The sequence below is a fragment of the Cellulomonas sp. NTE-D12 genome (assembly GCF_027923705.1).
GTDB lineage: Bacteria > Actinomycetota > Actinomycetes > Actinomycetales > Cellulomonadaceae > Cellulomonas.
In genome coordinates this window covers 3,111,949-3,135,542 of record NZ_AP026442.1, presented here as the reverse complement: position 1 = coordinate 3,135,542, position 23,594 = coordinate 3,111,949, and the positions used below count along the sequence as shown (strand labels likewise).

The following is a 23,594-nucleotide window of genomic DNA, read 5'->3' as shown; positions in this document are numbered from 1 at the left end:
CGGCGCGGGCGCCGGCCCGGGCCGGGGACCTGCGGGTCAGACGGAGTGCAGCGCGTCCCGCAGCCGGACGCGGGCGCCCATCCGGACCACCGCGTTGGAGTAGATGCGCCCGGCACCCCACACCAGCACGGGGATCAGGGCCGTCGAGATCGCCAGCGACACCAGCACCTCCCAGGTCGGTGCGGTGCCCATGGCGACCCGGATCGGCATGACGATCGGCGAGGCGAACGGGATGAAGCTCAGCCAGACGATGACCGGGCTCGTCGGGTCCTGCACGCCGAGCGTGATGCCCAGCATGTAGGGCACCACCATCAGCATCACCACGGGCGCCGTCACCGAGCCGACGTCCTCCTGCCGGGACACCAGCGCGGCCAGCGCGGCGAGCACCACCGCGTACCCGGCGAACCCGACGACGAACCACACCAGCGCCCACGCCGCGGTGGCGCCGAGGCCGATCTTGCTGGGGTCGACCAGCCCGGTCGCGGTCGCCGTGCCGGCCGCACCGGCGACCAGGACGACCACCTGGATCAGCCCGATCACGCCGATGCCGACCACCTTGCCGGCCATCAGCTGCCACGGCCGGATCGTGGCGAGCAGCAGCTCGACGACGCGGCTCGACTTCTCCTCCACCACGCCCTGCGCCACCAGCTGGGCGCCCGTCTGCAGCGCGATGAACAGCAGGATCCCGGCGAGGGACCCGGCGATGATCTGCGCGGCGTCCCGTTCCGGTGTCGGCTGCAGGGCCTGCACGTCGAGCGTGGCTCCCGCCACCTGCTTCGCCACCGCGGCCGGGTCGCCGCCGAGCTGCGTGATCGCCGCGCTCAGCGCGGCCTGCCGGCGCACCTCCGTCAGCAGCGCCGTCAGCGACGGGTCCAGGCGCGTCTTGACCACCACGGTGAACTGCGCGGGCGTCCCGGTCAGCGCGAGCGCCGCGGAGCCGTCCTGCACCTTCCCCCGTGCGGCCGCGTCGTCCGCCACGGGCACCGCGCTCAGGTGCTGCCCGCTGGCGGTGCCCGCCGCCTCGAGCACCGGGCCGAGGGCCGCGGTGCCCGGCACCAGGGCCACCTGCTTGGTGGACGGGGACGCGGTCGCCAGGTGCAGGGCCACGCCGCCGCCGACGACGAGCAGCAGCAGCAGCCCGGTGATCAGGCGGAACGACTTGGACCGCAGCCGGGTGGTGATCTCCCGCCCGGCCACCAGGCGGATGGTGGCTCCGGCGCCCAGTCGGTCCGGGGTCGTCAGCGTGCCGCTCATGCCGCCACCTCCGTCGGGACGCTCACCACGTCGCGGTACAGCTCCACCAGCGAGGGCCGCACGGGCCCGAACTCCCGCACGGCACCGGCCGCCAGCGCCGCCTGCAGCAGCGGCTGCTCCGCACCGGCCGCGGTCGAGTCCAGCTCGACGACCGTCCAGGTGCCGTCCGCCTGCACCACGTGCACGCCAGGCACGCCGTCCACCCACGCGCCGCCACCGGGCGGCCCGTCCACCAGCCACCGCGGGCGTTCGTACGCGCGCAGCTGCTCGATGCTGCCGACGGCCACCATCGCCCCGTCCTTGACGATCCCGACGCTGTCGCACAGCCGCTCCACCAGGTCCAGCTGGTGCGAGGAGAACAGCACCGGCACCCCGGCCCGGGAGCGCTCCCGCAGCACGCCGCTCATCACGTCGACCGCCACCGGGTCCAGGCCGGAGAACGGCTCGTCGAGCACCAGCACGTCCGGCGTGTGCAGCAGCGCCGCGGCCAGCTGCACGCGCTGCTGGTTGCCGAGCGACAGCTTCTGCACCTCGTCGTCCCGCCGTGCGCTGACGCCGAGGATCTCCATCCACTCGCCGGCCGCCGCCCGCGCCGCGGGCTGGTCCAGCCCGTGCAGGCGCGCCAGGTACTCCAGCTGCTCGCCGACGCGCATCCGCGGGTACAGGCCGCGCTCCTCCGGCATGTACCCGATCCGCCGGCGCGCAGCCAGGTCGAGCGGCCGCCCGTCCCAGCGCACCTGCCCGGCGTCCGCGGCGAGCACCCCCATGACGATGCGCATCGCGGTGGTCTTGCCGGCGCCGTTCGAGCCGACGAAGCCGAGGATCTCCCCGGCATGTGCCGTCAGGCTCAGCTCACGCAGGGCACGTAGCTCCCCGTAGGACTTGTCGAGACGGTCGAGCTCGAGATCGGGCATGCGCGTGCTCCCCTGACGGACGGCGGTACGCCCATCCGATCATGCTGAAGGCCCTGTGACCAGGCCCTTCAGCCCGTCACGCGCATGTCGTCGACGTCAGCCGGCGAGCTCGTCCGCGAAGCCGCCCAGCACGTCGACCAGCGCCTCGGTGCCGGGCACCCGGTACGCCGCCGAGGTGTCGCCGTCACCGACCTTCACCGTCACGTCGTCTGGCCGCAGGGCGGCGAACGCCCGCTCGTCCGTCACGTCGTCACCGGCGTAGAGCACCAGCTCGGCGCCCAGCTCGTCGCGGAGCGCGGTCAGCGCGGCGCCCTTGTCGGCGTGCAGCACCGACAGCTCCACCACGTCCTTGCCCTTCATCACGTCCACACCGGTGTCGGCGCCGAGGGCCAGCGCCTCGTCGCACGCCACCGCCGCGACGTCCCGCGGAGCCAGCCGGGAGTGCACCACCACCGCGGTCGGCTTGCTCTCCACCCACACGCCGTCCCGACCGCGGGCCACCGCGGCGGCCCGGGCGCCGAGCGCCGCCAGCAGGTCGGCCTGCTCGTCGGTGAGGCGCACCACGTCCCGGTCCAGCCCGAACCGGGTGCGCCGCGCCCGCTCGGCGCCGTGGCTGCCGATCAGCACCGTGCCCGCAGGGACAGTGGCGAGCTTGTGCAGGTCGGCCATCGAACGGCCGGACACCAGCGCGAGCGTCACCTGCGGCAGCGCCGCGAGACGCTCCAGCACTGTGACACCGTCGGCGGTGATCGCCGACCTCGACGGGTCGTCCTGGAGGGGGGCCAGGGTGCCGTCGAAGTCCAGCGCGACCAGCAGCGGCCGCCGCGACGGGTCGTCCGCGACCGCCGTCAGGCGGTCCGTCAGCCCTGCCGTCCCGTCAGTCATCGGACCGCCCCCGCCGGTCGGCCGCCGCGGTATCACCGTCGAGCGGCGGCGCGGGCTGGCCCGCCTCGACCGCCGCCATGTCGTCCGACTCCACGCCCGCCGCCGCGTCCGACCGGGCGCCGACACCGCCCTCGGACCGCGGCGACGGCAGCTGCTCGCCACCCGTCCGGGGGTACTGCGCCGACTGGAGGCTGCCGCCGCCGAGCACCGTCGCGGCATCCGCCCGCAGCGCCGCGAGGAACTCCGCCGACCACGCCGACACGTCGTGCCCCAGCACCCGCCTCCGCAGCCGCCGCATCCGCTTGCGCGCCTCACGCCCGTCGATCCGCGCGCCGTACGTGATGGCGTCCTTGAGCCCGTCGATGTCGTGCGGGTTCACCAGCAGGGCGCCGCGCAGCTCGTCCGCCGCGCCGGTGAACTCGGACAGCACCAGCGCGCCACGGTCGTCCGACCGCGCTGCCACGTACTCCTTGGCCACGAGGTTCATGCCGTCCCGCAGGGCCGTCACCAGCATCACGTCGGCGGCCAGGTACAGCGCCGCCATCTCCTCCATGCCGTACGACTGGTGCAGGTACTGCACCGGCGTGTGACCCACCTGGCCGAAGTCGCCGTTGATGCGGCCCACCAGCAGCTCCACCTCGTCGCGCAGCTGCATGTAGGCGCCGACGTTCTCCCGGCTGGGGCTGGCGACCTGCACCAGGGTCGTCTCCGCGGGGGACAGCCGACCGTCGGCCAGCAGCTCGCCGTACGCCTTGAGCCGGTGCCGGATGCCCTTGGTGTAGTCGAGCCGGTCGACGCCCAGCAGCACCACCTCGGGGTCGCCCAGCTCGCTGCGGATCTCCCGCGCGCGCGCCGCGACGGCGGGCGTGCGGGCCAGCTCGTCGAAGGCGTGCGAGTCGATGGAGATGGGGAACGAGCCGGCCCGCACCTCGCGGTCGCCAGCGGTGATCAGCAGACCGTGCGTCGTCAGGTCGGTCAGCCGTCGGACCGCGCGGACGAAGTTGCCCGCGTCGCCCGGCCGCTGGAAGCCCAGCAGGTCCGCGCCGAGCAGGCCGTCCACCACCTGCCGGCGCCAGGGCAGCTGCGCGAACAGCTCCAGGGGCGGGAAGGGGATGTGGCAGAAGAACCCGATGCGCACGTCCGGCCGCAGCTCCCGCAGCCGGGCGGGCACCAGCTGCAGCTGGTAGTCGTGCACCCAGACGGTGCCGCCGTGCGCCACCTGCTCGGCGGCTGCGCGCGCGTACCGGTCGTTCACCCGCCGGTAGGCGTCCCACCACTGCCGGTGGTAGGTCGGCGGGGTGATCACGTCGTGGTACAGCGGCCACAGCGTGTCGTTGGCGAACCCCTCGTAGAACCCCTCGACGTCACAGGCCGTCAGCGGCACCGGCACCAGGTGCAGGCCGTCCGCGTCGAACGGGTCCACCTCGAGGTCCGGCGACCCGCCCCAGCCCACCCAGGCGCCCCGCGACCTCCGCATCACCGGAGACAGAGCCGTGACCAGGCCTCCCGGTGCTCGGGTCCAGCTCATCCTCCCCTCGTCGTCGAGGGAGATGTCGACGGGCAGGCGGTTCGCGACGACCACCAGCTCGTGGGCGCCGGCAGGCACGTGGGACAGCGCGATCAGCTCCTTCGGGCGGTGCCGTCCAAACTAGCGGCGTTCGGGTGTGGTCGCCCGGTGAAGATGCTGGTGAACCTGCTGGTGGCGCCGCGGTCACGACGCCGGTGGGGCGGCCGACGGCACCGGTTCGCGGGCCGCCTCGGGACCTCGCGGCGCCGCGCGCTGGCGCCCGGACGGTGCGCGGATACCGTTCCGTCATGGAGCGGATCGGTCTGGCGCCGGGGTCGGAGATCGGTGGCTACACCGTCGTCTCCCCGCTCGGTGCGGGGGGCATGGGGACCGTCTACCGGGCGGTGGACGGCGGTGGCTCTCCGGTGGCGCTCAAGCTGCTGCACCCGCACGTCGGCGCCGACGCGGCCGCCCGCGCGCGGCTGATGCGCGAGGTCGCGGCGCTGCAACGGCTGCGGCACCCGGCCGTCGCCGCGGTGCTCGACGCGGAGGTCGACTCCACCGAGGCGTTCCTGGTCACCGAGCTGGTGGACGGGCAGGACCTGGCCGCCCGCGTGCACGCCCGCGGACCCCTCGGACCCGACGAGCTCGCGGACCTCGCCGCCGGCCTGTGCGACGCGCTCGCGGCCGTGCACGCCGCCGGCGTGGTGCACCGCGACCTGAAGCCGTCCAACGTGCTGCTCACCGACCACGGCCCCGTGCTGATCGACTTCGGCATCGCGCAGGACGCGGGGGACGAGCACTTGACCTCCACCGGCCTGGTGATGGGTACGCCGGGCTACCTCGCACCCGAGCTGCTGTCGGGGGCCGAGCCGAGCCCGGGCAGCGACCTGTGGGGCTGGGCTGCGGTGCTGGCGTTCGCCGCCACGGGCCGGCCGCCGTTCGGCAGCGGGGCGGTGGACGTGGTCCTCGCGCGGGCGCGCACCGGCTCGGCGGACCTGGCGGACCTCGGACCGGTGACGGCCGGGGCGCTGCGCAGGGCGCTGGACCCCGACCCGCAGAGGCGCCTCGCGGCGGACGACGTGGTCTCGGCGCTGCGGACGGCCGCGGCCGACGGCGACCCGGTGGACGGCACGGCGACCCGCGTGCTGAGCGGGGCGGACGCGGCCGGCACGGTCGCCGTGCCGGCGCGGGTGGGCGCCGCGGGCGCGGCGGCCGGTACCACCGTGGCGCTCGCGGGTCGGAGTGCCGCGAACGACGGTCGCACGCGCGCCTTCGCGCCCGGTGGCCCGGACGACGGCGACGACATCCGGTTGGACGACGGCGCCGAGCCTGACGACGACGAGCCCGACGACGAGCTCGACGAGCCGTACGACGACGGCACGGACCCCCGGCACCCGTGGCGGGTGCGCCCGGTGGACGTCGACGAGGCGGTCGAGTGGATCGAGGAGGACCTCGACGAGTCGGCCGGTCCTGACCAGGAGGGGTCCGGCTACGTCCGGCCGCACGCGCGGCGCCGATGGGGCTCGGTGGCGGCCCTCGGGCTGCTGGTCGCGGCTGCGGGTGCCTCGTGGCCGGGGCGCACGCTGATCGTCGTCGGTGCGCTGGTGCTGCTGGTCCGGGCGTTCGGCTCCACGGTCGAGGCGATGCACGGGCGGCGCGAGAAGCACGGCGTCCGGGCGTCCGACCGTCTGGTCGCGGCGGTCTCCAGCCCGTGGCACTTGCTGCGCGCGGTGCTCGGCCTGGTGCCGAGCGTGCTGGTGGCCGCGAGCGTGATGGTGATCGGCCTGGGGATCGGCTGGTGGCTGGTCGGCACCGGGCGCTGGACCGTCGGCACCAGCCAGCAGGGCGGCCCGCTGCAGGGACCGACCGCCTCGGTGCTGGTGGGCCTCGTCGTGCTCGCGGGCGTGGTGCTGCTGTGGTTCGGGCCGCTCTCGGCGATGACGCGGCTCGGTGCGCGGCGGGTGCTGTGGGTGATCACCCCCAACTGGCTCGGTGCGCTGGTGCTGGTGCTGCTGGCCCTCGGCGTGACGGCGATGCTGCTGGTGCGGGTGCTGGACGGCGGTGCCATCGTCTGGTCGCCGCTGCCGACCCCCACGCTGCCGAGCGCCTGAGCCGGACGGGGCCACGGGGCGGCCGCACGGCGACGCAGGCCGCGGACCCGTCCGGCGGATGCCGTCCCGACAGGTCGCTGCCCTACCCTGGCGCCATGCGCGCGAGCGGACGGCACGGTGCGGCGCTGGCCGCCGCCCTGCTGACCGCCGGTGCGGGCGTCGTGCTGACCCAGGGCCGCGTGCTGCTGCACGAGTGCGTGACCACCGGCTCCTGGGGACGGCTCGGCATCGACCTGCTGGTGCTGCGGGACCGGGCGGACTGCCCGGCCGGCACCCTGGGCCTCGGTCAGGCGCCCAGCGGCGTCGTCGTCCTGCTGTCCGTCGCGCTGCCGGTGCTGGCCCTGCACCTGGCACTCGTCGCCGGCGGTCTGGGCCTCGGCACGATGCTGCTGCGGGCCGCTCGTGCCGCGGCGGCCCTGGTCCGCGCCGCGCTCGTCCGTCCGGCGCCAGCCGACCGGCCGCTGCCGGTCGCGCGTCGCCCGCGACCGCCGCTGCCCGCACCGCGGGTGCGCCTGGACCGGTGGCTGGTGCACGTCCGGCCGCACCGGGGACCGCCGCTGCCCGCCTGAGCAGCGCCCGTCCCCAGCAACCCCACCGGATCTCAGGAGCACCCCGATGCCCAGCAACGAACCCCGCGTCACCAAGGCCCAGCGCCGTGACGACGCCCGCGCCAAGGCGCTGCAGATGCGCCAGGAGCAGCAGCGCAAGGAGCGCCGCAACCGCATGCTCGCCATCGGCGGGCTGGTCCTCGCCGTCGTCGTGCTGATCGGCGTCGTCGCCACCGTGCTGATCAACAACAAGGCCGCCAAGGACGCCTACGGCAAGGTCGCCTACGGCGGCACGGACACCAAGGTGACGGCGCCGACCCTCGACTCCGTCACCAAGCCGAAGGCGGCCGACGCCAACGGCGGCATCCCGGTGAGCAAGGCCGGCGTCGGCAAGGCCGGCGCGAACGACACCACGCTGACCATCTACTTCGACCTGCAGTGCCCCGCCTGCCAGCAGTTCGACTCGGTGAACTCCGCCGACCTCGACACGCTGGCCAAGGAGGACGGCGTCACGGTGGTGTTCCAGCCGCTGAACTTCCTCGACCGCAGCTCGCTCGGCACCTACTACTCGACCCGCGCCGCGAACGCGCTGATGATCGTCGCGGACCAGGACCCGACCCACTTCATGCCGCTGATCACCGCGTTCTACAAGGGCCAGCCGGCGGAGAACACCCCCGGCCTGACGGACGCGAAGATCGCGGACATCGCCAAGAGCGTCGGGGTGCCGGACAGCGTGACCGCACACTTCACGGACACCGTCTCGGGTACCTACAAGTCGGGTGACACGACCAAGAACGGCACCTGGCGCACCTACGCCCCGTTCCTCGCGGCGGCCACCCAGCACGCCGACGACGCCCTGGGCGGCATCTCCACCCCGGCGGTCTTCATCGACGGCAAGCAGGTGGGCAAGCAGGGTGACCAGGACGCCGGCTTCTACTTCACCCCCGGCCAGCTGCTGGGCAGGGTGAACGCCGCCAAGGCCGCCAAGGGCTGATCCAGCCCGGCCCACGCGTGGGTCCGGCGTGGCGGCCGCCGTCGTGGCGGTCGTTACGCTGGACCCCCTCGCCTCCTTAGCTCAGCTGGCCAGAGCAGCCGCCTTGTAAGCGGCAGGTCGTCGGTTCGAATCCGACAGGGGGCTCTCTTTCTTGAGTGGTCGGTGAAAGCCGGCGCCTTGGGTTGGCAGAAGTCCGTCCATTCCTGATACGGGCATGACTTGGGCCTTCGGGACGCAGAGCAAGAGACCGTCCGAATCCTTGAACGGTCCGGGCCTTGAGTTGGTGGGGACCAGTCCTCAGCGCCCCAGCGTTCGCGAGGGATGACGGCCGTCTGCGGCGAAGGGAGCTTGGCACGACTCTCGCCACCACGATCGAGGTTGGGGGAGATCTGGCCGGCCTTCTGGCAGTTGGCACAGACGCCGTCCCATGCGCGCGGAGCTTCGGGTCGAAAGACGGCATCGACGTCGGTGCGTGCGTGGGTGCAGTGGCCGGCGCGGCCTCCCTCGGGCTCGGCGGGGCTGTTCGATTCGCAGGTGCCTCCGCTAAGGCCGGTCTGCTGGGAGGTGCTCTTGGTATGGGTTCGTTCGGCTACGGTGCCGGCTGGGCCGCGTACCTTACGGGGGACGATGGCGAGCCGCGATGCCCGGGTGGAGGTGCGTGGTGACTTCAGCCATCCGGATGGCCTCTGGAGACAGCACTGTCGCGCGATACGTGGCGGGAGCACAACGACGTCACGATGACCTGGTGCGCGGTGCCGTTACCAGCAAGCCGCGACCCGATGGTGTCGCTACAGCTTCACTCGACTGCTGTGCCGCCTGCACCGGATGCCTGACCACTGAAGAGAGGTCCTGCGGTTCATGACAACGGGACACGACCAGCCTCGGATCCTCGCGGACTGGACGCCGCGAATCGGCCCGGAAGCGGCTGTCGCCTTGCAAAGAGCGATGCGCTATCAACACTGGGGTCTCGCATCTGGGGGCGCCTTTGTGCTTGGGGAAGTTTGGTCGCAGATCGTCCGCTCCTCCTTAGGAGTCGCCGCATCGGCCGTCTTCTTCCTGGTGGCGGTTGTCCTTTTTGTTATTCGAGTTCGACTGACGACCGTCGCAACGCGAAGCGCGGGAGTCTACCTCGGGCTAACGCCCTACCAGGCAAAATACGTGCCCCTGCGCTTCCCGTCCACATTCGATATGTGGATCTCAAAACGGAACCACCCGGACTTTCCCCGTGTCACACGCTTCAGCTAGACAAAGTGCACCGGGGTCTTGCGAAGACGGCTCGGCACGGCATCTCTGCTGGTCCTGGTCGTGCCGGCGCTGCTCGGCGCCTACGCGGGCGTCGGATGCCGCCACCTGACCCACGGCAGCGCACGCTGACGGTGCGCCGCTGGTCCGCGGGCGATGCCCGCGGTCGTGATCGGTGCCGCGGGCACGGTGCTCACGGACGCCCGCGCCGTGCACGTCGGCGCAGGGGCCCGGTCAGAGTCCGGTCGGCGTGGCTGGTCCGCTGGGCGCCGGAGCTCGTCGCCATGCGCGCGCAGCGGGTGTGACCAGCAGAGCCAGCGTGAGGCCCGCCGCCGCGACGATCCCCGCGCCGATGGCGAGGCTGCTGCCGCTCGCCGTGCCGATCGCGTCCGCGATCTCCCCGGGGATCCCGACGAGGACGACGGCGCCGAGCGGGATGGCCACCGCCTTCACGTCCTGCCCACGGAGCAGGCGGGCCGTCCCGACGACGGACCAGCCCGCCGCCACCAGGAACAGCACGAGGACGGTCGCCGCACCGCGGTCGGCGACGGCGGTGCCGTGAGCCAACCCCGCCTTGTGCCCGAACAGGATGTCCGCCGTGATGCCTGCTTCGACCAGGAAACCGATGGTGAACAGGCCGGTGAGCACGGCTGCTGCCAGCACGGCTGCGGGAGCGCGGCGCTCCGCCGCTGTGGCGCCGTTGCCGTCGCCGTCCGTCGTGGTCGTCATCCGTCACCCCCGCTCTGGGATCGGTCGCCGACGTCCCGGCCTTGAGGCGTGCCCAGTCGGCCAGAGCGTGCCGTGGGGTGGCCGGGTCGAGGTGACCCGGCCACCCCACGCACCTCAGACGCGACCCGCGGCGAACAGCTGCGCGACCTCGTCGGACGACAACGCCCGGTCGTAGGCCCGCACGTCGTCGACGGTGCCGGTCAGGTAGTCGACGGGGTTGCCGCCGTACCGCCCGCGACCGACGGTGAAGTCGCCCGTCCCGGCGTCGACCGAGCCGAGCACGTGCGCCACGCCGGCCTGCTGACCGTCGACGTACAGCGTCAGGGTCGACGCCGCGACGTCCCGGACGCCGACCAGGTGGTACCAGCGCCCGACGACGGGGGTGCCCACCGCGGTCGCCAGCGCGCGGGTCCCGGCGAACGAGAACGCCCACAGGTGGTCCGCGCCGGAGTACTGCAGGAAGAAGGCGCTGTTGGTGACGCCGTCCTCGCTGACCACCGTCTGGAACCCGCCGCCAGAGGCCGCGAGCTTGACCCAGGCGGACACCGCGTAGTCGGTGCCCTGGGTCGCGATCACCGGGCCGCTGCTGTGCGCGTACCCGTTGCCGGTGAACGTCAGGCCGTCGGCGCTCCAGGCGCCGTTGACCACCGTGAGCGGGTGGCTGCCGGAGACGTCGGTGGCGGTGGTGCCGCTGCCGTCGTCGAGCGGCCAGTGGCCGATGCCGTTGAGCCCCGGGGTCCCGGCCGGCGGCTGGGGTGCCGACGACGACGAGCCCGCGGCGATGGTCGCCAGGTTGCTCGCGCGCACCGGGGCGGGGTCGACCTTCAGCACCTGGCGGTCGTAGGTCCAGAACCCGTTCTGCTCGCCCTCGACGTCGGTGATCTGCGTGTACACGCTGCCCGACAGGCCCCACGGCGCGTAGTCCTTGAGCACCGTGGTGTTGTCGACGTAGCCCTGGGTGAGGGCGGCCGAGTCCTTGACGGCCCCGTACGGGTTGACGTCGGCACCGGGCCAGGAGTGACCCGGGACAGGCAGCGTGAGCCCGCCGTGCTCACCGTCGATCGCCGCACGGTTGGCGTCGGGCGACGGCAGGGCCGGGCCCTGGTACTGGTGCCAGTCGATGATGTTGCCGCTGCCGGGGTCACCGGCCATGTCGCAGCAGTTGGAGCCGCTGCGGGAGTCGACCAGACGGGTCGCGTCGAGGGACGTGATCTGCGTGGTCAGGTCGGCAGCCGCCTGGATGCTCCACTGCCCCCAGCCCTCGTTGAACGGGATCCACCCGATCACCGAGGTCTCGCCGCGCAGCTGCGTGACGATGTCGGACACCTGCGAGCGGAACGTCGCCTTGTCGGCGGTGCTCAGCCGCGGCGTGCTGCCGGCCGGCATCGACGGCGCGTCCTGCCACACCATCATCCCGAGGCGGTCGGCCCAGTAGTACCAGCGGGCCGGCTCCACCTTGATGTGCTTGCGGATGGTGTTGAAGCCCAGGTCCTTGGTGCGCTGGATGTCGGACTTCAGCGCCGCGTCCGTCGGTGCGGTGTAGATGCCGTCCGGCCAGAAGCCCTGGTCGAGGGTGGCCAGCAGGTACTGCTGCTTGCCGTTGAGGGTGATGCGCTGCTTGCCGTTGACGTTCGCGACGGCGATGGTCCGCAGGCCGGCGTAGCTCTCCACCTGGTCCGCACGTCCGGCGCCGGTCAGGGTGGCGGTGAACGTGTAGAGGAACGGGTCGTCGGGCGTCCACAGGTGCGGGTGGTCCACCGTCACGTGGAGCGGCTGACCGACCGCGCCCTCGGCGCTGCCGACCTGCTGGCCGTCGGCGAAGGCCGCGACCCTCAGCCGGGCGTCGGCCGCGTCGCCGAGGGTCGTGGCGCTGACGTCGAAGCCCGTCAGGTCCGAGGTCGGCGTGGCGGTCAGGGCGGAGATGCTCGTCGTCGAGACGGGCTCCATCCACACCGTCTGCCAGATGCCCGACGACGCGGTGTAGAAGATGCCGCCCGGCGTCAGGCTCTGCTTGCCCACCGGGATGTTCTCGCTGTTCGCCGGCGCGTGCACCGCCACCAGGATCTCCTGCGGCCCCTTGGCGACCAGCGCGTCGGTGATGTCCGCGGTGAAGGCGGTGTACCCGCCGGTGTGGTGGGCCACCTCGCGCCCGTTCACGTACACCGTCGCCTCGTAGTCGACGGCACCGAAGTTCAGGTGGATGCGCCGGTCACCGTGCTTCCACGGGTCGGGGACGGTGACGGTCCGGCGGTACACCATGTAGTCCGAGTGCGACTGGATGCCGGACAGGGCGGACTCGATCGGGTACGGCACCAGGATCTGCTTGGCCAGGTCGGTGCCGAAGGGCAGCGGGCTGAACCCGTCCCACGGCTGGTACTGCCACAGGCCGTTGAGGTTGGCCCACTCGGGAGCTGCGGCGCTCGGCCGGGCGAGCTGCGGACGCGGGTAGTCGGGCAGCGCGTTGGTCGGCGAGACGTCGGCCGTCCACGGCGTGCTCAGCGGTGGCGTCCCCTTGGTCCACGCCGCGGTCGAGGCGACGGTCGTGGAGGCGGATGCGGTGGTGGTGCCGGTCGCGGCGTCTGCGGTCGCGGCCGGGAGCGTGAGGGTCAAGACTGCGGCCAACGCCAGGAGCGCACCGGGTGCGCGCCGTGGTCTGGGTACGTGCATGTGGCCCAACCTCCTCGTTGGAACCGAGGGCGCTGCCCCCGGGCGGCCCTCCCCGGACCGCCATCGGACAGTGTTCCGAAAACCTGTCCATAAGTCGAGGGTTCGCCCCTCCCCGCACCGTCGCCGGTAGTACGCTCGCCGCGTCCGCCAGGCGGTCCACCGCCGCGCGCCGTCCGAAGTGCCGTCCGAAGGGCCCCGGGTCATGACCACCGTCGGCTACGTCTGGGTGGGCCCGCTGGAGCACAACGCCGACTACCAGCGGGCGCTGCTGCGCGAGCGCGGGGCGGAGCGGCTGTTCGAGGACGTCAGCGCCCACACGTCCACCCAGATGCGCGAGCACCTGACCGATGCGCTCGACGAGCTGCACGCCGGGGACACCCTGCTGGTCTGGCGTCTCGACCGGCTCGGCGCGACCACCTCCGCCGTCGTCTCCCTGCTCGACCTGCTCGGCCGACGACAGGTCGGCGTGGTCAGCGTCGCCGACAAGCTCGACACCACGGGTCCCGACGGCGCCGCGCTGCTGCGGTTCGTCGCGGCGTTCACGGACCTCGACCGCCGGCTGCACCGCGAGCGCACCATCGTCGGCGTCTACGCCGCACGCTCCCGCGGCCGGGTGGGCGGTCGACCGCGGGCGCTGTCCTCGACCAACGTCGAGCGCGTGCTGATGCTGCGGGACCAGGGCGCGACGGTGCGGGAGATCGCCGAGTCGCTCGGCACCTCGCGCGCCACCGTGTACCGGGTGATCCAGGACGCCGACCGCGGCGCCGCCGAGGTGCAGGAGGACGACCCTGCGCCGGCGCCGGCCCGGCGCCGCGCCCGGACGCTGCGGCTGCCGTCGATCGAGCACGACCCCGGCTCGCTGCCGGCCACCGACTGACGCCGGCTCGCTGCCGGCGACCGACCGACGCGCGCCGACCGACCGATGCTGCCGCGCCCGCTCAGCCGAGCGGGCCGGTCTCCTCGATCAGCCGCAGCGCGGCGCTGACCCGCGGGTTCCGCTCGGGGTCGGAGTCGATGCCCAGCGTGTTGTAGATGGCGTTCACGTGGTTCTGCACCGACTTCTCGGTGATGCCCAGTCGCTCGCCGATGCCGGAGTTGCTCAGGCCCTGCGCCAGCAGCTGCAGCACCTCGAACTGCCGGTCCGTCAGCGCCGCCACCGCCGAGCCGCGTCGCGGCCGCATCTTCGCCAGCAGCGCCGGGTCCAGCACCGTCTCGCCGCGGGCGGCGGCGTGCAGGGCTCCGACCAGGGCCTCCACGGTGGTCGCCGACGTCTTGGACAGGTACCCCCAGCCCACCGCGACGTCGGCCGGCAGGTCCAGCAGCAGCTCCATCGCGTCGTGCGCGGACAGCAGCAGGATGCCGAGCGACGGTTGGCTGCGGCGCAGCTGGACGCCGAGCGCGATGCCGTTGCCGTCCGGCAGGTCGATGTCCAGCACCACCACGTCCGCCAGGCCTGGTGTGATGACGTTCCGGGCCGCGGCGACGGTCCCGACGCTGGCCACCACCTGCAGCCCCGGCTGCTCGCCGAGGGTCCGCTCGAGCATCGAGCGGAACAGCGGCTGGTCCTCGACCACCGCGACGCGCAGCGCGCCGAGGGATTGGTTGGGCATCACTGCTCAGTATCGTCTGTGCCGACCGGATGCTGTGGCGCAACGTCGCACCGGCCGACGAGAGCTGAGGTGAGCGTGCCCGCCCAGAGCGCGCCGGACGGCAGTGCGGACCCCGCGGACGAGGCGTCGGACTGGCGCACCCTCTGGGTGACCACCGGGGCCGTCGCCTCGATGTTCGCGCTCGGCGCCGTCGCCCAGTCCACCTACATCTTCGCCGTGTTCGTGCCGGGCTGGCAGTTCGTCTCCGTCGTCTCGCGCGTGGTCGTCAACGCCCTGACCGTCCTGGTGCTCATCGCCGTGCTGGCGCTGTGGCGCCAGCCGCACCGGATCACCCGGCTCGGCAAGATGCTCGGGGCGGTGCTCGCCGGGCTGATCGCCGCGCTCGCGCGAGTGGCACTGCAGGTGCTGCTGGGGGTGTACCCCGCGTTCGGGCCGAAGACGGTGGTCGCCGAGGCGGTGACGGGCGCGATGATCGGCGTCGGCTCGGCGGTGCTCGGCACCTGGGTGATGATGTCGCGGCGTCGGCTGCGGGCCGAGGTCCGCGAGCGGGTGCGCACGACGCACGCGGTCGAGACGGCGGTGCAAGCCCTCGAGGACGAGGAGATCCGCGTGCGGCGGGAGGTGGCCGACGGGCTGCACTCGTCGATGCAGCAGCGCCTGGTGCTGGTGACGGCGCGGCTGGACGGCGCGCTGGCTCGGCTCGCCGCCGCCGGCGCCCCGGCGCGGGACCTGGTCACGCTGCGCGAGGTGCGCACGGAGATCGAGAACGTGCGCGAGCAGGACGTGCGGCAGATGAGCCGGCTGCTCTACCCCGACCAGCTGGAGATCGGGATGGTCCCGGCGGTCCGTGCGCTCCTGCGCCGCGTCCCGCCGGCGATCGCGACGCACCTGGACGTCGACGAGGAGCTGCGTGCGCTGGACGACCCGGCCGCCCCGGAGCTCTCCCAGGCGGAACGGCTGCTGGCCGTCCGCGTCGTCGAGGAGGCCGTCAGCAACGCGCTCCGCCACGGCACCCCGACCGAGCTGGACGTGCGGCTCGGCGTGAACCGCACGGGCATCGCGCTGCGGGTGCGGGACGACGGCGGCGGCTTCGACCCGGCGGCGGTGACCCGCTCCGGCACCAAGCGGCTGGCCGAGCGGCTGTCGATCGTCGGCGGCCGGCTCGACGTCAAGGGAGTGCTCGGCGTCGGTACCGAGGTGGTCGCGACGCTCCCCGTGGACGCGCTCCGCGGTCGCTGAGGGCGGCCGCATCGGCCCGGGGCAGCACTGTCGCGAGCATCGTCGGCAGCGCCGTGAAAAATGGCGCGGATTAGGCGCGCTATAGGGCACCGAAGCGATTCCCCGGCGTACCGCTTCACCCGCCGGAGTGAGCCGCTGACCTGCGGCTGGGTGAAAGAATCGGACAATTTAGACACCCCTGGGTGCTGCCACCTAGACGCTTGTCCAACTTGGTTATGTGAAGCCCTACGTTCCGGGCGGATCGTCGTCAGAACCCCCGGAACAAGAGGAGCACGTCCATGTCTCGCAGCAAGTGGTCCACCCGTCGCAAGTCCCTGGCCATCGGCCTGGCCGTCGTCGGCGTGGCCGGCCTCTCCCTGGCCTCCGCGTCGCAGATCAACTTCAACTGGAACACCCAGAGCTTCCAGTCCGGCTCGGTCCCGACCGTCATGAGCGACTGCCAGAAGAGCACCGTCGGCGTCGCGTACGGCACGCCGGCGTTCTCCTCCACCGGCTGGACCGTCTCCAACGTGACGTTCTCGTCCATCGACACCGCCTGCCAGGGCAAGACCTACGAGGTCGCCTACTCCACGTCGTCGAGCAACGGCTGGGTGCAGACCGGCCTGACCACGGCGAGCGCCAAGGTCGACGCCACCGGCTCCATCGCCGTCACGCTGCCGAGCGGTGTGACCGACCCGAGCACGATCACCGGCTGGGCGCTGACCATCCACAGCTGACGACCCGGGCGAGGGCGGCCGACTCGAGGCGGCCGCCCTCGCGCACACCCTTCGAACCAGGGGGTTCGGCCGTGCAGGAAGCCGCGCACCGCACCAGCGCACCGGCGTCGTCCGCGCCGCGTGTGCTGCGAGTGGTGCGCGGCGTCCTCGGCTGGGTGCTGCTCGCCGCAGGTCTGTGGCTCGTCTGGCCGTCCTCGCTCGGCGGCTGCACCACCCTGACGGTGGTCTCCGGGCACTCGATGGAGCCGACCTACTACACCGGCGACCTGGTGGTGGCGCGGTGCGGCACCCCGAAGGTGGGGGACGTGGCCGTCTACCGGCCCGCCGCGGTGGACCGCTCGGCCCGGATCATCCACCGGGTGGTCGGCGGTGACGGTGCCTCGGGGTGGCAGCTGAAGGGCGACAACAACACGTACGCCGACCCGTTCTCCCCGACGAACGCCGACGTGGTCGGCGTCGCGGTGCTGCACGTCCCGAAGCTCGGCCGGCTGTCCGTGCTGCTCCTCAACCCCTGGCTCTGGGCGTTCGCCGTGCTGGCGGCGATGGTCCTGCTGATCTGGCCGTCCGCGGAGGACGAGCCGCACGACGACGACACGCGCGCCGACGCCGCGCCGTCCGGGGTGGCCGACGAGGTCGCGGAGGTGGTGACCGTCGGCGCGGGGGACGTCGCGGGCGACGTCTCCGTGGACCGCCGCCCCGTGGCCGTGGACGACGCCCGATGACGCGACGCCCGCGGTTCCGGCTGATCGCCGCGCTCACCGTCCTGGTGCTCGGCCTGCTCGGCGTCGCCGAGGCGTCCGCCTCCAAGATCCCGCTGAGCTCGGTCGGGGCGGTGTGGCACTCCGCCACCTTCTCCCGGCCCTGCGCCGGGCCGGTGCTGGTCACGCCGATGGGCAACCCCAACGGCGCGGGGAAGTACTCGCAGGCGGCCGTCACCGGGCTGACGGGCTCGTGCTCCACCGGCTACCTCGAGCTGCGGGACAACTACGGCACCAGCCTGATCTCCGGCACGGGCACCATCTCCGGCGGTGTCTTCTCCGTGTCCACCAGCAGCGGCCAGTACACGCCGCCGAGCGCGGCCAACGCGCGGCTGTTCGTCTCCGGCAACACCTGGCCGATCAAGGCGACGTGGATGCCGTCCATCTACGGCGGCTGCGTCGTCGTCGTCGCGGCCACGGGAGCTGCCACCACCAAGCCGTGCTCGATCACCAGCCTCACGGCGGTGAGCAACGGGGACGGCGCCGGTCGCGGCTACCGGACCGACCACATGTACCTGGTGCTGTCCGCGCCGACCATGGCCACGGACGGGACGGAGAAGGCCTACCTGGTGCTGAACCTCGGCGCTGCGTCGGGACTGCCCAACAACTGGCAGTGGGGCAACGCCGGGGTCACGACGGGCAACCTCACGCCCTATCCCGGCGACCGCTGCTCGGCGCTCCCGATGCTCCAGGCCTATGCGCCCGGCTGGGCCGCCAACGGTGCCCAGGTGTACTTCGACGCGCTCGAGAACCGCACCGGCGCCTCCGTCCTCGTCTGCTCCTGACCCGACAGGTCGCTGCTCCGAACGGGTGACGTCCGGCCGGATCCCTCAGCATCGGGGACGTCCGACCGATGGATCGGTCTGATTTGCGTCCGATGCGTCGTTCCTGGTCAGAGGGGTGAAGTTCTGCCCCGAACGGGTATCCCGGCTCGCGACCCCTAGGTGTTAGCACCTAGCCTCTGTGCTGTCAGCACGACGCTGACACGTCGGTCCGCCGACGATCCGCCGCCCACGGAGGGGAGGCGACCGTGACACAGGTGTCCGCAGGTTCTGCGCGCACCGCGCTCTGGGCGCCGATCCGGTCCCTGCGCTCGCGCGCGTTCCGGCTCAAGCTGGCCGCGGTGCTGACGGCGTTCTCCGTCGCGGGTCTCTACGCCTCGTCCCAGGCGATGGCGCAGGCCCCGCAGTCCCCGGCCGGTGCCGCGCAGTCCGGGTGCGACGGCAACCAGGTGCGCTGGGGGTACGAGGCGGGGCTCGTCCCGGGGACCGACGGGGGCTTCTCGATCGAGGGCATCCGCGTGGACGACGTCCCGGCCGCCTGCGTCGGGCGGCCCGTGGCGATCACGTACTCCAGCGGGGGCACCGTGGTCCGCCGGGAGGTGCGGCCGCTGGAGCGCGGCGTGATCGACCGGATCGACCGGTCCGTGGTCGGCGACGTGCTGGTCACCGCCGCGTCCTGGGCCCCCGTCTCCTGACGCCGGCCGCTCACCAACCCAGCGCGTCGATCGCCGCGACCTCCTCGGCCGTCAGCCGCAGGTCGAGCGCCGCGAGGTTCTCCTCGAGGCGGGCCAGGTGGGTCGTCTTGGGGATCACCACCACGTCGTGCGCCAGGTGCCAGGCCAGCACCACCTGGGCCGGTGTCGCGTCGTGCACCGCGGCCGCCTTGGTGATCGCCTCCGACGCCAGGTCGGTCCGCTTCAGCGGCGAGTAGCCCTCGACGGCGATGCCGCGCTCGCGGTGCGCGTCCAGCAGCTCGGGGTCGTGGTCGGCCGGGCTGTACGGGATCTGGTTGACCGCCGGTGCCTCACCGGTCGCCTCGATCAGCTGGTCGATCTGCGGGATCGAGTAGTTGGACACCCCGATCGACCTGGTCAGCCCCTCGTCGCGGGCGCGGCGCAGCTCCTGCCACACCTCGGGCGCCGCCTTGCCGCCGGGCGGCCAGTGGATCAGCCACAGGTCGACGTGGTCCGTGCCCAGCGCGGCGAGCGACTCGAGGATCGTCCGGCGCTCCCGGCCGGCGTGCTCGGGCGGCAGCTTGGTGGTGAGGAACACGTCGTCCCGGTCGATGTCCACCAGCGACAGGGCGCGTCCCACCTGCCCCTCGTTCCCGTAGCCGGTGGCGGTGTCCAGGTGCCGGTAGCCCAGCTCCAGGGCGCCGCTGACGGCACGCACCGCCTCGTCACCGGTGGACTGCCAGGTGCCCAGGCCGAGCATCGGGATGGTGCCGCCGGGCAGGGCCAGGGTGGGGGAGGACGTCATGCGGCCATCCTCGCCGCCACCCCCGTCGAGCCGCACCTGGAGGGCGTGACGACGCCCGGATGCGCCGTCGCCCAGGCCGTGGCACAGCCTGTGCACAGCCGGGAACACCGGCGTGTCGCGCATCGTTGTGCCAGCCGAGATGAAGCGATACGAAGACCTCGAGAACGACGACGGCACCGTCGTCCGGTACCGGCGCCACGACAACGGCGGCGGTCTCATCGGCGCGGGCGCGCACGCGGCACCGGACGCCTACGTGGCGGCCACCGCCTGGGTGGACCCGGGTGCGCACGTGAACGCGGGCGCCCACCTGGGCGACCACGTGTGGGTGGAGCGCGGCGCGGTGGTGCACACCGGTGCGCGGCTCGGCAGCCACGTGCACGTGGAGGCGGACGCGGTGGTGGGCGCGGGTGCGCGCCTCGGCACGCGCGTGACCGTCGGCGCCGGCGCACGGGTGGAGCCCGGTGTCGTCGTGCACTCCGACCAGACGATCCCGGCGGGCGCGCTCGTCCGGCGCTCGGCCTCCCGCCCCGTCGCGGCCTGACCGAGCACGCCGCCTGACCGACGACGCCACCGGTCCTGCGCCGGGAGGCGTCAGTCGTCGTCGGGCAGCTCCGCGCGTCCAGGTGACGACGTCGAGCGCGGCCCCGCGCCGGTGATCCCCAGCTCGTCCACCAGGAACAGGAACGCCCGCCCGTACGGGTGCTCGCCGACCTCCTCGCGCACGCGGTCCCAGTCGATCTGCTCGCGCAGGGCCCGGGCCGTGGGCAGCAGCCACGTGAAGTCGCAGTAGTGCTCGCCGAGCACCCGCATCTTGGCCGACACGATCTCGGTCGCCTGCAGCACGGGCATCCGCACCGCCAGCACCTCGAGCTCCTCGGCGGTCGCCAGCATCTGCGGCGTGATCGGCTCACCGACCATCCGGAACAGCACGTCGATCAGCTGACCGTGGTGGTACGCCTTGAACAGCCAGTTCTCCGCGGGCTGCACCACGTCCAGCCCGGCCGCGGTCAGCGCCTCCTTGGCGCGGCCCACGTCCTCCTCCGTCACCGCGAAGTCCGCGTCGTGGCTCGGTTCCGGCGCGCCGCGCGCCCAGGCGGCGTAGCCGCCCACCAGGGCGAACGGGATGCCCGCCTCGAGCAGAGCCACGGCGGTGCGGCGCAGGCCGTCCTGCAGGGCGGCGCGCTCGTCGGCGGGCGTCGTCACGTGGTCCGTCATCTTCGGTTGTCTACACCCCGGGGCGGCGGGCTGCAGCGTGGGTCGCGGCGCTGTGGCCAGCGGGACGTCGCTGCGGCGTCCCTCGGCAGGACGTGAGCGGTCTGCCGGGCGACACTCGACGGGTGCGGCTGGCCACGTTCAACATCCTGCACGCGCGCTCGCCTGCCGACGGCCGGGTGGACCTGGACCGGTTCGCCGCCGCGGTGCGGCGCCTCGACGCCGACGTGCTGGGCCTGCAGGAGGTGGACCGCGACCAGGCGCGGTCCCACGGTGCGGACCTGACCTCGATCGCCGCCGAGGCGATGGGGGCGCACGCCCACCGGTTCGCCGCGACGCTGCACGGCGAGCCCGGGCTGTGGGTGGCGGCCACCGGTGCCCATCAGCCGCGCGGCGCCGCCTACGGGATCGCCCTGCTCAGCAGGCACCCGGTGCGCGAGTGGCGCGTGCTGATCCTCCCGGTGCTGAACCGCCGGGCGCCCGTCCGGTTCCCGGGGCGGCGGTGGCCGGAGCTGGTGCGCGACGAGCCGCGCGCGGCGATCGCCGCGGTGCTCGACGCGCCCGGCGGCACCCTGACGGTGGTGTGCACGCACCTGACGTTCATCCCGCGGTGGAACGGGCTGCAGCTGCGGCGGCTGACCGCCGCGGTGGAGGAGCTGCCGCGGCCGCTGGTGGTGCTGGGCGACCTCAACCTCGAGGACGGTCAGCCGGCGCAGCTCGCCCGGATGACGCCGCTGGCCACCGCGCCGACGTATCCCGTCGGCCGGCCGGTGCGGCAGCTCGACCACATCCTGGGGGAGGGTGCAGTGGCGGCCGTCCGTCCGGCCGAGGCGGTGGACCTGGGCCTGTCCGACCACCGCGCCCTGGTGGTGGACGTGCGGATCGGTGCGGCGGCCGCCCGTGCCGGCGCCGCGTACGCCGGGTCGGGCGGGGCGCAGCAACCGACCGGGACCGTCCGCCGCGACGCCGGCCGGGAGCGGGCGGGCGCCGGTCCGGCACCGTCGTCCAGCCGCGACCCGGGCGGCTACGCGCCCGCCCTGCGGCGGCTCAGGCGCCGCCGAGCAGCTCGCTGAAGTCCGGCACAGCGTCGTACAGCCCCGGCCGGGCGGTGGTCGGGCGTCGGGCCACCCGTTCCGCGAGCTCGGTGGCCGCCCTGGTGATCCGGGACGGCAGCGGCTTGACGTCGTCGCCGCCCTCGTCGGCCCAGTCGTCCGTCGCGGCGAACACCGAGGTGGGCACCACGTCGGCGTGCAGGTAGGTGAACAGCGGGCGGATCGCCACCTCCGGCACCAGGGAGTGCCGGGCGGTCCCGCCGGTGGCGCCCAGCAGCACCGGCGTCCCCGTCAGCGCGTCCGTGCCGAGCACGTCGACGAACGACTTGAACAGCCCGGCGGGCCCGGCCGTGTACACGGGGGTGACCGCGATGACGGCGTCGGCGTCCGCGATCGCCTGCTGGGCCGCCGCGAGCGGTGCCGCCGCGAACCCGGTCAGCGTCATGTTCACCACGTCGTGCGCCAGCTCACGCACCTCGACGACGGTCACCTGCGACTGCTGACCGAGGTCGGCCAGCGCCGTCACGGTCGCCTCGGCAAGGCGGTCCGCCAGCAGGCGGGTCGACGACGGCTGCGAGACGCCGGCGGAGATCACGACGATCGAACGGGTGCTCATGCCGTCACCTCGTCCGCCGCGTCGATGTCGTCCTCGGCCGTCTTGCCGGTCCAGTGGTCGGCCGCGGCGACCTGCTGCTCGTGCACCTGACCGGCGGCCCGGGCCGCGGCCACCATCGCGGCGTGCGACGGCGGGTCCGACGGCACGTCCGCCGGACGGCGCAGCTCCGCCTCGTGCCGCAGCGCAGGCACGATCTCGCCTGCGAGCAGGTCGATCTGCTCGAGCACGGTCTTCAGCGGTAGACCGGCGTGGTCCACCAGGAACAGCTGCCGCTGGTAGTGGCCCACCTGCTCCCAGAAGGCGCCGTACCGGTCGATGACCTGCTGCGGGCTGCCGACGGTCAGCGGGGTGTCGCGCGTGAAGTCCTCCATCGAGGGCCCGTGCCCGTACACCGGGGCCTCGTTGAAGTACGGCAGGAACTCGTCCCATGCCTTCTGCGAGTCGTGCCGCACGAACACCTGGCCGCCCAGGCCGACGATCGCCTGGTCGGCACGGCCGTGGCCGTAGTGCTCGAACCGCTGGCGGTAGTAGTTCACCATCGCCGCGGTGTGCTCCATCGGCCAGAAGATCGCGTTGTGCAGGAACCCGTCGCCGTAGTAGGCGGCCTGCTCGGCGATCTCGGGGGAGCGGATGGACGCGTGCCACACGAACGGCGGCACGCCGTCCAGCGGCCGCGGCGTGGACGTGAACCCCTGCAGCGGGGTCCGGAACTTGCCGGACCAGTCGACGACGTCCTCGGTCCACAGCCGGCGCAGCAGCGCGTAGTTCTCCACCGCGAGGTTGATGCCCTGGCGGATGTCCTTGCCGAACCAGGGGTACACCGGGCCGGTGTTTCCGCGGCCGAGCATGAGGTCCATCCGGCCGTCGGAGATCACCTGGAGCATCGCGTACTCCTCGGCCAGGCGGACCGGGTCGTTGGTGGTGATCAGCGTGGTGGCGGTGGACAGGGTGATGTGCTGGGTCACGCCCGCGAGGTAGCCGAGCATCGTCGTGGGGGACGACGGGACGAACGGTGGGTTGTGGTGCTCGCCGGTGGCGAAGACGTCGAGGCCGGCCTCGTCGGCGTGCTTCGCGATCGTGAGCATGTTCCGCACGCGCTCGGTGTCGTCGGGGGTGTGCCGCGTGAGCGGGTCGGTGGTGACGTCGCCGACGGAGAAGATGCCGAACTGCATGTCAGGTCGCCTCACGATCTATGCGTTTGCATGAACATCGCGCTGAACGCCGTGCCTCGCCACCGTATTCCGCTTCCCGGGACCAAGGTCCGTATCCAGCCGCG

22 protein-coding genes and 1 tRNA gene are annotated in these 23,594 nt (G+C 73.1%); 12 read left to right on the top strand and 11 right to left on the bottom strand.

Annotated features, from left to right (window positions below):
* Positions 1–36: 36 nt before the first annotated feature.
* The 4 genes from QMF98_RS14475 to QMF98_RS14460 all read right to left on the bottom strand — a co-directional run bounded on the left by QMF98_RS14475 (position 37) and on the right by QMF98_RS14460 (position 4,659).
* Positions 37–1,254 carry an ABC transporter permease gene (locus QMF98_RS14475; RefSeq protein ID WP_337973639.1) on the bottom strand — a complete coding sequence of 406 codons (1,218 nt, stop codon included), beginning with the start codon at positions 1,252–1,254 and terminating at the stop codon, positions 37–39.
* Positions 1,251–2,168: an ABC transporter ATP-binding protein gene (locus QMF98_RS14470; protein WP_337973638.1), complete on the bottom strand. Its 918-nt coding sequence runs from the start codon at positions 2,166–2,168 to the stop codon at positions 1,251–1,253. Before QMF98_RS14470 ends, QMF98_RS14475 begins: the two co-directional genes overlap by 4 nt.
* 96 nt (positions 2,169–2,264) lie before the next feature.
* Positions 2,265–3,053 carry a trehalose-phosphatase gene (gene otsB, locus QMF98_RS14465; protein ID WP_337973637.1) on the bottom strand — a complete coding sequence of 263 codons (789 nt, stop codon included), beginning with the start codon at positions 3,051–3,053 and terminating at the stop codon, positions 2,265–2,267.
* Positions 3,046–4,659: an alpha,alpha-trehalose-phosphate synthase (UDP-forming) gene (locus QMF98_RS14460; protein WP_337973636.1), complete on the bottom strand. Its 1,614-nt coding sequence runs from the start codon at positions 4,657–4,659 to the stop codon at positions 3,046–3,048. Before QMF98_RS14460 ends, otsB begins: the two co-directional genes overlap by 8 nt.
* Positions 4,660–4,868: 209 nt before the next feature.
* On the opposite strand from QMF98_RS14460, the gene QMF98_RS14455 reads away from it, so the two are divergent.
* The 4 genes from QMF98_RS14455 to QMF98_RS14440 all read left to right on the top strand — a co-directional run bounded on the left by QMF98_RS14455 (position 4,869) and on the right by QMF98_RS14440 (position 8,360).
* Positions 4,869–6,674 carry a serine/threonine-protein kinase gene (locus tag QMF98_RS14455; protein ID WP_337973635.1) on the top strand — a complete coding sequence of 602 codons (1,806 nt, stop codon included), beginning with the start codon at positions 4,869–4,871 and terminating at the stop codon, positions 6,672–6,674.
* A gap of 95 nt (positions 6,675–6,769) precedes the next feature.
* Positions 6,770–7,243 carry a hypothetical protein gene (locus QMF98_RS14450; protein ID WP_337973634.1) on the top strand — a complete coding sequence of 158 codons (474 nt, stop codon included), beginning with the start codon at positions 6,770–6,772 and terminating at the stop codon, positions 7,241–7,243.
* Positions 7,244–7,289: 46 nt separating this feature from the next.
* Positions 7,290–8,216 (top strand): DsbA family protein, encoded by a 927-nt coding sequence (locus QMF98_RS14445; protein ID WP_337973633.1) that lies wholly within the window; start codon positions 7,290–7,292, stop codon positions 8,214–8,216.
* A gap of 70 nt (positions 8,217–8,286) precedes the next feature.
* A tRNA-Thr gene (locus QMF98_RS14440) sits at positions 8,287–8,360 on the top strand.
* 1,332 nt (positions 8,361–9,692) lie between these two features.
* On the opposite strand, the gene QMF98_RS14435 is transcribed toward QMF98_RS14440, so the two are convergent.
* Together QMF98_RS14435 and QMF98_RS14430 are read right to left on the bottom strand one after the other, a co-directional pair.
* The gene (locus QMF98_RS14435; protein ID WP_337973632.1) at positions 9,693–10,187 is read right to left on the bottom strand and encodes a hypothetical protein; all 495 of its coding nucleotides are present in this window, start codon (positions 10,185–10,187) and stop codon (positions 9,693–9,695) included.
* Positions 10,188–10,301: 114 nt separating this feature from the next.
* Entirely contained in the window at positions 10,302–12,809 is a 2,508-nt protein-coding gene (locus QMF98_RS14430) for a LamG-like jellyroll fold domain-containing protein (RefSeq protein WP_337973631.1), read from the bottom strand.
* A 247-nt stretch (positions 12,810–13,056) separates the two neighbouring features.
* On the opposite strand from QMF98_RS14430, the gene QMF98_RS14425 reads away from it, so the two are divergent.
* A complete protein-coding gene (locus tag QMF98_RS14425) occupies positions 13,057–13,731 on the top strand; it encodes a recombinase family protein (protein ID WP_337973630.1) in 675 nt (224 codons plus the stop codon).
* Between the two features lie 61 nt (positions 13,732–13,792).
* Here QMF98_RS14425 and QMF98_RS14420 read toward each other — a convergent pair whose 3' ends face one another.
* Positions 13,793–14,464, bottom strand: coding sequence for a response regulator transcription factor (locus tag QMF98_RS14420; RefSeq protein WP_337973629.1), 672 nt, complete (start codon positions 14,462–14,464; stop codon positions 13,793–13,795).
* A gap of 69 nt (positions 14,465–14,533) precedes the next feature.
* On the opposite strand from QMF98_RS14420, the gene QMF98_RS14415 reads away from it, so the two are divergent.
* The 5 genes from QMF98_RS14415 (at position 14,534) to QMF98_RS14395 (ending at position 18,654) form a co-directional block, all read left to right on the top strand.
* Positions 14,534–15,703, top strand: a complete 1,170-nt coding sequence (locus QMF98_RS14415; protein ID WP_337973628.1) for a sensor histidine kinase — start codon at positions 14,534–14,536, stop codon at positions 15,701–15,703.
* A 278-nt stretch (positions 15,704–15,981) separates the two neighbouring features.
* On the top strand, positions 15,982–16,419 hold the full coding sequence (locus QMF98_RS14410; protein ID WP_337973627.1) for a hypothetical protein: 438 nt from the start codon (positions 15,982–15,984) through the stop codon (positions 16,417–16,419).
* Between the two features lie 71 nt (positions 16,420–16,490).
* Positions 16,491–17,141, top strand: a complete 651-nt coding sequence (locus tag QMF98_RS14405) for a signal peptidase I (RefSeq protein WP_337973626.1) — start codon at positions 16,491–16,493, stop codon at positions 17,139–17,141.
* Positions 17,138–17,962 (top strand): hypothetical protein, encoded by an 825-nt coding sequence (locus tag QMF98_RS14400; protein WP_337973625.1) that lies wholly within the window; start codon positions 17,138–17,140, stop codon positions 17,960–17,962. The genes QMF98_RS14405 and QMF98_RS14400 overlap by 4 nt, the downstream gene beginning before the upstream one ends.
* Before the next feature lie 245 nt (positions 17,963–18,207).
* Positions 18,208–18,654, top strand: coding sequence for a hypothetical protein (locus QMF98_RS14395; protein WP_337973624.1), 447 nt, complete (start codon positions 18,208–18,210; stop codon positions 18,652–18,654).
* A gap of 10 nt (positions 18,655–18,664) precedes the next feature.
* On the opposite strand, the gene QMF98_RS14390 is transcribed toward QMF98_RS14395, so the two are convergent.
* Positions 18,665–19,438: an aldo/keto reductase gene (locus QMF98_RS14390; RefSeq protein ID WP_337973623.1), complete on the bottom strand. Its 774-nt coding sequence runs from the start codon at positions 19,436–19,438 to the stop codon at positions 18,665–18,667.
* A 139-nt stretch (positions 19,439–19,577) separates the two neighbouring features.
* Here QMF98_RS14390 and QMF98_RS14385 point away from each other — a divergent pair, with 139 nt between their 5' ends.
* Positions 19,578–19,979, top strand: coding sequence for a transferase (locus QMF98_RS14385; RefSeq protein ID WP_337973622.1), 402 nt, complete (start codon positions 19,578–19,580; stop codon positions 19,977–19,979).
* 50 nt (positions 19,980–20,029) lie between these two features.
* On the opposite strand, the gene QMF98_RS14380 is transcribed toward QMF98_RS14385, so the two are convergent.
* On the bottom strand, positions 20,030–20,653 hold the full coding sequence (locus QMF98_RS14380; RefSeq protein ID WP_337973621.1) for a nucleotidyltransferase family protein: 624 nt from the start codon (positions 20,651–20,653) through the stop codon (positions 20,030–20,032).
* 122 nt (positions 20,654–20,775) lie between these two features.
* Between QMF98_RS14380 and QMF98_RS14375 the strand changes: the two genes are divergently transcribed.
* Positions 20,776–21,723: an endonuclease/exonuclease/phosphatase family protein gene (locus QMF98_RS14375; protein ID WP_337973620.1), complete on the top strand. Its 948-nt coding sequence runs from the start codon at positions 20,776–20,778 to the stop codon at positions 21,721–21,723.
* Here QMF98_RS14375 and QMF98_RS14370 read toward each other — a convergent pair.
* Positions 21,698–22,318 (bottom strand): CE1759 family FMN reductase, encoded by a 621-nt coding sequence (locus QMF98_RS14370; RefSeq protein WP_337973619.1) that lies wholly within the window; start codon positions 22,316–22,318, stop codon positions 21,698–21,700. The genes QMF98_RS14375 and QMF98_RS14370 overlap by 26 nt on opposite strands.
* On the bottom strand, positions 22,315–23,490 hold the full coding sequence (locus tag QMF98_RS14365; RefSeq protein WP_337975646.1) for an LLM class flavin-dependent oxidoreductase: 1,176 nt from the start codon (positions 23,488–23,490) through the stop codon (positions 22,315–22,317). Before QMF98_RS14365 ends, QMF98_RS14370 begins: the two co-directional genes overlap by 4 nt.
* Positions 23,491–23,594 lie beyond the last annotated feature (104 nt).